The organism is Limosilactobacillus pontis DSM 8475 (assembly GCF_001435345.1).
GTDB classification, from domain to species: Bacteria; Bacillota; Bacilli; order Lactobacillales; family Lactobacillaceae; genus Limosilactobacillus; species Limosilactobacillus pontis.
Map to the genome: position 1 here is coordinate 232,593 of NZ_AZGO01000065.1, position 6,564 is coordinate 239,156.

At 49.8% G+C, this 6,564-nt stretch carries 9 protein-coding genes and 1 tRNA gene; 2 read left to right on the plus strand and 8 right to left on the minus strand.

What is annotated here, in order from left to right; translation table 11 throughout:
- The first annotated feature begins 345 nt into the window (after positions 1 to 345).
- A complete protein-coding gene (locus FD34_RS08065) occupies positions 346 to 723 on the plus strand; it encodes a carboxymuconolactone decarboxylase family protein (protein ID WP_057808315.1) in 378 nt (125 codons plus the stop codon).
- Between the two features lie 66 nt (positions 724 to 789).
- Entirely contained in the window at positions 790 to 1,137 is a 348-nt protein-coding gene (locus tag FD34_RS08070) for a winged helix-turn-helix transcriptional regulator (RefSeq protein WP_057808316.1), read from the plus strand.
- Positions 1,138 to 1,297: 160 nt separating this feature from the next.
- Here FD34_RS08070 and FD34_RS08075 read toward each other — a convergent pair whose 3' ends face one another.
- The 8 genes from FD34_RS08075 to FD34_RS08110 form a co-directional block, all read right to left on the minus strand.
- The gene (locus FD34_RS08075) at positions 1,298 to 1,555 is read right to left on the minus strand and encodes a Txe/YoeB family addiction module toxin (RefSeq protein ID WP_057808317.1); all 258 of its coding nucleotides are present in this window, start codon (positions 1,553 to 1,555) and stop codon (positions 1,298 to 1,300) included.
- Positions 1,548 to 1,697, minus strand: a complete 150-nt coding sequence (locus FD34_RS08080; RefSeq protein ID WP_152936730.1) for a hypothetical protein — start codon at positions 1,695 to 1,697, stop codon at positions 1,548 to 1,550. Before FD34_RS08080 ends, FD34_RS08075 begins: the two co-directional genes overlap by 8 nt.
- Positions 1,698 to 1,783: 86 nt before the next feature.
- Positions 1,784 to 2,140: a type II toxin-antitoxin system death-on-curing family toxin gene (locus FD34_RS08085; RefSeq protein ID WP_420814148.1), complete on the minus strand. Its 357-nt coding sequence runs from the start codon at positions 2,138 to 2,140 to the stop codon at positions 1,784 to 1,786.
- Between the two features lie 44 nt (positions 2,141 to 2,184).
- On the minus strand, positions 2,185 to 2,430 hold the full coding sequence (locus FD34_RS08090) for an AbrB/MazE/SpoVT family DNA-binding domain-containing protein (RefSeq protein WP_057808320.1): 246 nt from the start codon (positions 2,428 to 2,430) through the stop codon (positions 2,185 to 2,187).
- A 105-nt stretch (positions 2,431 to 2,535) separates the two neighbouring features.
- Positions 2,536 to 3,444 (minus strand): L-lactate dehydrogenase, encoded by a 909-nt coding sequence (locus FD34_RS08095; RefSeq protein WP_057808321.1) that lies wholly within the window; start codon positions 3,442 to 3,444, stop codon positions 2,536 to 2,538.
- 132 nt (positions 3,445 to 3,576) lie between these two features.
- Complete coding sequence (gene trpB / locus FD34_RS08100) at positions 3,577 to 4,773, minus strand: tryptophan synthase subunit beta (RefSeq protein WP_057808322.1); 1,197 nt, start codon at positions 4,771 to 4,773, stop codon at positions 3,577 to 3,579.
- Between the two features lie 263 nt (positions 4,774 to 5,036).
- Positions 5,037 to 6,176, minus strand: coding sequence for a hypothetical protein (locus FD34_RS08105; protein ID WP_057808323.1), 1,140 nt, complete (start codon positions 6,174 to 6,176; stop codon positions 5,037 to 5,039).
- Positions 6,177 to 6,428: 252 nt separating this feature from the next.
- A tRNA-Asp gene (locus FD34_RS08110) sits at positions 6,429 to 6,503 on the minus strand.
- Positions 6,504 to 6,564: the final 61 nt, after the last annotated feature.

Genomic DNA, 6,564 nt, shown 5'->3' on the forward strand with positions numbered 1-6,564 from the left:
GTGATAAGGTAATTGTGATATAAATTAGAGGAGTTTGAAAAACAATGGGGACGCTATTGAAATTATTAACTAAAAAAGAATATTTTGTGTGTCCAAACTGCCATGAGCACTACGAATTCAGTCATAGCCAGGTTAAGGGCATGCTGAAGAAGTATGGTCACATCAATTGCTACTATTGCCGAACTGAGCTTAAGCAGATCGACGAATAGTAGCCTAAGAGTCGCGCTGACGAGCTAATCGTTGCGCGGCTTTTTTGATTACCTTTAAGGAACTGCCAGGGTACGATAGCGCTTTCAGAAAAAGTGTTACAATGATAATAGATACTTTAGAAAGGAAATGATCATTATGGGCTATTATTCTGATACACACCGGGTAACGCATTATCCCGACGTCCTCGCCGAAAACGCCGCCAACGAAGTGACCCTGTTCAAGAATACCGGCGATACGGCTAAGGGCTTCATGGCTATGCACAAGGATGCGGTCGCTGATGGTGCCATTGATTCCAAGACGAAGGAACTGATGGCGCTGGCCGTATCGATTGCCATTCGTTGTGAGGGCTGTATCACGTCGCATACCGACAGCGCCATTAAGAAAGGCGCCACGGAACAAGAAATCATCGAAACGATCAAGGTTGGCATGATGATGAGTGGTGGTCCGGGGATGATCTACGGCAGCAAGGCAATCGCGGCGGCAGAACAATTCTTCGGCAAGCACCTTGCGTAAACAGTACAGATTCGTTATAAAAGGAATGGCAGCAAAGTCATTCTCTTTTATTTTAGGGGTTTTAATATGCGAAAGATTCACCGATCACCGTTAGAATACGGTATTTCAGCATTTGCTGGTAAGTATAAGACACGGATAATCTGCTCGTTGATGACACACGGGCCAATGCGCCATAAGGAACTTCGTCAGCTGACAGATGCTAATGACCAGGCCTTGTCGCTGGCGTTGAAGGAATTGCTTGACTACTCGATCGTTAATCGTCACCAGTACAATGAAATGCCGCTCAAGGTTGTTTATTCGCTGACGGAGAAAGGAAAAACAATCGCACCAATCTTGCACCAGGTTAGTTTGTGGGCGATTAAACACCACGAAGATGATGTGACGTTTGAGCATGATAATTCACGGCTTGGCTAGGGCTTTTTCATTTCTGTCACATTAAAACTATAATTTTAATGACAGGTTGCTAACGCGAGCGCGGGCTTCCCTAATAATCATATATGTGTGTTTAAATGCTAAAAAGATCGTCAAGTAATTTACACGGACGATCTTTTTTGATTTGGCTAGCGGCTCAGTATTAATAATGATCCCTGCATGAATAAATGTAGATGTTTTCTTTGTCGGCCGTATAGATCAAACAGTGCTCAAGATTGATCCTTCGTGACCACTTTCCCGAAAGGTTATATTGCAGTGGCTCGGGCTTCCCCAGACCCTCAAAGGGATGGCGGTCGATATCCCTGATTGACTTATTAATCTTCTTGATGACTTTTTTCTGACCCTGGTCATGCCAATACATATAGTCATTCCAGGCGTCATCAGACCAACATTTAATCATTGTCATCCTCTGTAATTAACTCATGCTGCTTAAAGCCACCGTTTTTGAATTGTTCATCCCCACGCGCGAGCTTTCGCATCAGGTAGTCGTTTGAGTTCACACTGAGGGTTTCCATGATGGCGTCATAGTTATCTTTAGACATGACGACGACATTATCTGCGGTGTTCTTATATGAAAATGTATTAAACATGAAAATAAAACCACCGCTGATTTTCATCATTGGTGGCTTTAACCTGATATTAGTTTTGAATGTTCTTTCAAAAATTCCGCAACCTTCAGCATGACTTTTTCGGTATCATCTTGAGTAGTGATACCAAGCATTAAGGCAATCCCTTCATTCTTTGTGACCATAAGGTGGTAGTCGTTCTTCATCAGGAATAATTTTGTGGCAATGTAAGCCGTTCTTTTATTGCCGTCTGCGAAAATATGCTTTTTAGTAATCTTCTGCATTATGTATGCTGCCTTGAGCCAAATCGTTGGGTATAGCTCCTTACCAAAAATAATCATTTGTGGCTGCTCAGTAATGAGGCTTAAGCCTTCCTGGTATTGTAGTCCATTGCTCCCCTCGCCAGCTCGCTTAATCACCTGCTCGTTGATCGTCAGAATTTTTTTCGGTTAGGTATTTCATGTTATAAGTCTTTTAGTGCTTCGATTAAGTCAGCATCTTCATTAAAAATACTGTTTATCATCTCTTGGGTGTCCTTACTGATACTTTTCTTTTTGGTAAAAGTTATTACACGACCATCAGGAGAAATGTTTTTTTCATATTCATCCCCTGGTTCAGCATGCATTTTTATTTTGTCCTTCTTGGTTAATCGTAAGCCGAAAGAGTTACCACTTTTAAAAAATTTTGATTCTCCGCTGATCTCTTGCATGATATCACCTCGTAAGTACATTATAGCATGTTGGTAATGACGAAGCTGCCTACTTACTTGGTCGGGACCAAAAAGAGCGCCCCACCATGGAGTCGCTCTGACAGTTTAATCGTTAGTCTTTTCCTTGATCGTCGCTGCCGACTTGTCTAACAGTTCCTCTTCTGCCGGGGTCAGCTTGATCGGATGGATCGCCTCGATCCCCTTGGCCCCGATCACGGCCGGGTAGCCGATGTAGCAGCCGTACCGCTCCATGAAGAGTGAAACCGGTAAGAACACGTGCTTATCGGTAAAGATAGATTCGACGAGTGTGATGGCGCAAGAAGCCACCCCAAAGCAGGTGTAGCCCTTCCCGACCATAATCGTGAAGGCGCCCTGGCGGATCTTGTCGGACAGTTTATCCAGGTTGATCTTACCCTCATCGGCCAGCTGGGTCAGTGGGATCCCGTCGATGTGGATCGTCGACCAGGCGGTGAACTGAGTATTACCATGCTCCCCAAGGACGTAACCGTCGACGTTCTGCGGTGCCTCGTGGAAGTGTTCACCAACCGCCCGCTGCATCCGGGCCGTGTCCAGGAGGGTCCCGGTACCGAAGATCCGGTCATAGCGCAGGCCGGTCGCTTGTTGGAGGACACCCAGGATGGCGTCACATGGGTTGGAGATGTTGATCAAGATACCGTTGAAGCCACTCTCCTTGATCTTTGCGCCCACCTCCCGGGCATTCTGCTTGTTGATCGGCAACTCGGCAAAGCGGTCACCGGTCCGGTTGGTGGCCTCAATGTCCCCAAAGGCGGTAATGATGATATCGGTATCGGCCAGCTCCCGATAGTCGTTTTGCTTGATCACCGCCGAGTGGGCTGTCCGCGGGAAGGCGTCGGCAAAGTCATTGTACTCGGCGGCTACCTTCTTCTCGTTCTTGTCGATCAGGACCAGTTCGTCGACCAGGCCCGCCATCAGTAGCATGTGGGCGACCGTCGTCCCAACGTTCCCCAAACCAATCACAGCAATCTTGTGCATTAAAATCACTCCTGTCTGATATGTAAGCGGTTACGTTACATAATCATTCTATCATAAAAGGGAACCGTCGTGGTGACGATTCCCTAAAAGTCGATTGGATTGAGCGCGCACACTGCATCTGCCCTTGGTGGCCTAGTCAACCTGGACGCCCAGGTAGTCGGCCACCTGGTTGACGTCTTTGTCACCCCGTCCGGAGACCGTGACCACCACAACTTGGTCCTTAGCCATCCCCGGCACCATCTTTACTGCCTGGGCGATAGCGTGCGAACTCTCCAGGGTGGGGATGATTCCCTCAAGGCGGGACAGCAACTGGAAGGCACGAACGGCCTCGTCATCGGTAATGGCGTAATACTCGGCGCGGTGGGTGTCCTTCAGGTAGGAGTGTTCTGGCCCCACCCCGGGATAGTCCAGGCCGGCCGAGATAGAGTAGGCTGGCTGGACGTGGTCGTGGTCATCCATCAGGACGTAGGACCGCATCCCGTCACTGATGCCGACCCGGCCGTTGGTCATCGTGGCCGCGTTGTCTGGAGTATCTGCCCCCTTGCCAGCCGCCTCGGCCCCAATCAGGCGAACCCCGGAGCTATTGATGAATTCCGCAAACGACCCGATTGCGTTTGAGCCACCGCCGACATAGGCGATTACCGCATCCGGCAGCCGCCCCTCCTTGGCAAGAACCTGCTGCTTGGTCTCGCGACCGATGATGCTCTGGAAGTGGCGCACCATCTGGGGATACGGGTACGGGCCCACCGCCGAGCCGACGATGTAGAAGGTATCGTCAAGATGGTGGGCGTAGTCATCGAGGGCGGCGCTGACGGCATCCTTGAGGGTCCGGGTGCCAGACTGAACCGGGTGGACCGTGGCTCCCAGGAGGTTCATCCGAAAGATATTGAGCTTCTGCCGCTCACAGTCCACGGCGCCCATGTAGATCTCGCACTTCAGGCCAAACCTGGCGGCAGCCGCTGCTGTGGCTACCCCGTGCTGGCCAGCCCCCGTCTCGGCGATGATCCGGGTCTTCCCCATGCGCTTAGCAATCAGGATCTGGCCAAGGACGTTGTTCAGCTTGTGGGCGCCGAGGTGGTTCAGGTCCTCCCGCTTGAGGTAGACCTTGGCCCCACCTAGGTAGTTAGTCAGCGCCGTCGCGTAGTATAGCGGTGTGGCACGGCCAGAGTAGTCCTTGAGCAGGCCGGCCAGCTCGTTGTTAAATTCGGGGTCATCCCTGTATTTCAGGTACGCCGCCGCCACCTTATTCAAGGCCACCTTGATATTGGCCGGTACGTACTGGCCACCGAATTCACCGTAGTACATGTTCTGTTCAACTGGATTTGTCATGTTAATTCCCCCATTTTAATTTTTCCTGGGGCGTCCACATAAACAAAAAGAGCTGAATGACAGGATGCCACTCAACTCATCATTTATTGATAAAATGATTGTCTGGCATCGGCCCCGTTTGATATTAACCAAATCAAAGTAAGCCTACACCAGTGATGTAAACCTACTCAGTCATGCCAGCCTTGTCAAAGAGTTGTTTTCATCATTACAATCATTTCCTTTCTTTAATGTTGCTCTAATCTTATCTTAATAATCAACCACTGTCAATCATTTTCTGGTATTTGCGTATCCTCAAGTGAGGGGTTAATCATCGTGAGTAACCGTTCACCCAGTTCCCGATTACGGAAGTGGTATTGGCTGTGTAAGGACTGGTGACCGAGTAACCCCTTCAAGATTAGGGCCTGGTCAATATTTTCATCGATCGTGTCCAACAGGATGCTCAGGTCCTTGATCTTACGCCGCTGCTGCCGCATTTGGTGGAGAGATGCAACAAAGGCATCACCGTCGATGTGGCTACCAACCAGCTCGGCCGTATGCAGGTAGTCCTGGAGAATCAGCTTATCATAGACGCTTAGCAGCTCGTTGACGGCGGGACGCTGGTCGAGGGCTGCAATCAGGTAACACAAGGCATCAAAGACCTTCCGGGCATCGTAGCGTTCCAGATCGACCTCTGGTGGGTTGAAGCGAAAACCCTGGTCATTCTGAATTGACTCCTGCTTATCCGGGTTGAAGTGATCACTGAGCTGTTGCTTGACCTCCGCAAGCAGGGCGGCGTTCGTGGCAACATCCTCCTCTGCCTGCTCAGGAGTTGTCGGTTGGTCGAGATTATTTATCGGCCACACGGCGGCCCCGGTCCGCGCGTTGATCACCGTCAGCATCGCGGGTTGCAAGCCCGGTAGCCGGTGAAGAAACTTGGCGTTGACGCTGAGGGCGCGAACGGTTGCCATCGCCTTGGCAAGGTCGCTCTTCTTCCAGAAACGAATCTCACCGGCCTGGGGGCCAATCATCGCGCCATTGGCCCCGGTCTTACTGCTGTAATAGTACATGGTGCCGCCGACCCGGGCAGCAATGGCGTAGCAGCCCTTCGGTGGGACGGCCAGTAGCGACGATTGCTTTGGTGTTGCGGCTGACTGCGGTATTGGTGCGGCGGCTTTCTCGGTATCGGCAAGTTGGGCAACAAGCTGACTCACCTCCTGGGCATCGTCGGTATAGATATAGAAGCGGTCATCACGCTTGTTGGCAAATAGGGTTGGGAATTTCTTCTTGAGGTGGGAAAATTCATCATACAGTTGTTCCAACTGGTCCCAATAGAAGTGCTGATTATCCTTGTGGGTGAAGTAATTATTAACGGTCCAGTAATTCTTGTTCCCGCTCTTGGGCAGGTAGACTAGTTGGAAAGACATGATGCAGACCCTCTTTTCACTATTTATTTACCCTTATTGTACAGTAAACCGTCCCTTTCTGGACAAGTTTGTGAACTACTCGGCCATTAATGACCGCGCTTCTGGGAATATGGGAATAGTATTTAGGATGTTACACCTGACGTATGTTCGACTAACAGCTAAAAAAATGGGCAATTCATCACGCCCTTAAAAGAACATGATGAATTGCCCATTTTCAAAAAAAGCCTTGCCGCTAAGCAAGACTCAAGTAAGCGGTCCGTACGAGACTCGAACTCGTGATCTCATCCGTGACAGGGATGCGTCCTAAACCAACTAGACCAACGGACCAAATATTGGGCTAGCTGGATTCGAACCAGCGCATGACGGTACCAAAAACCGTTGCCTTACC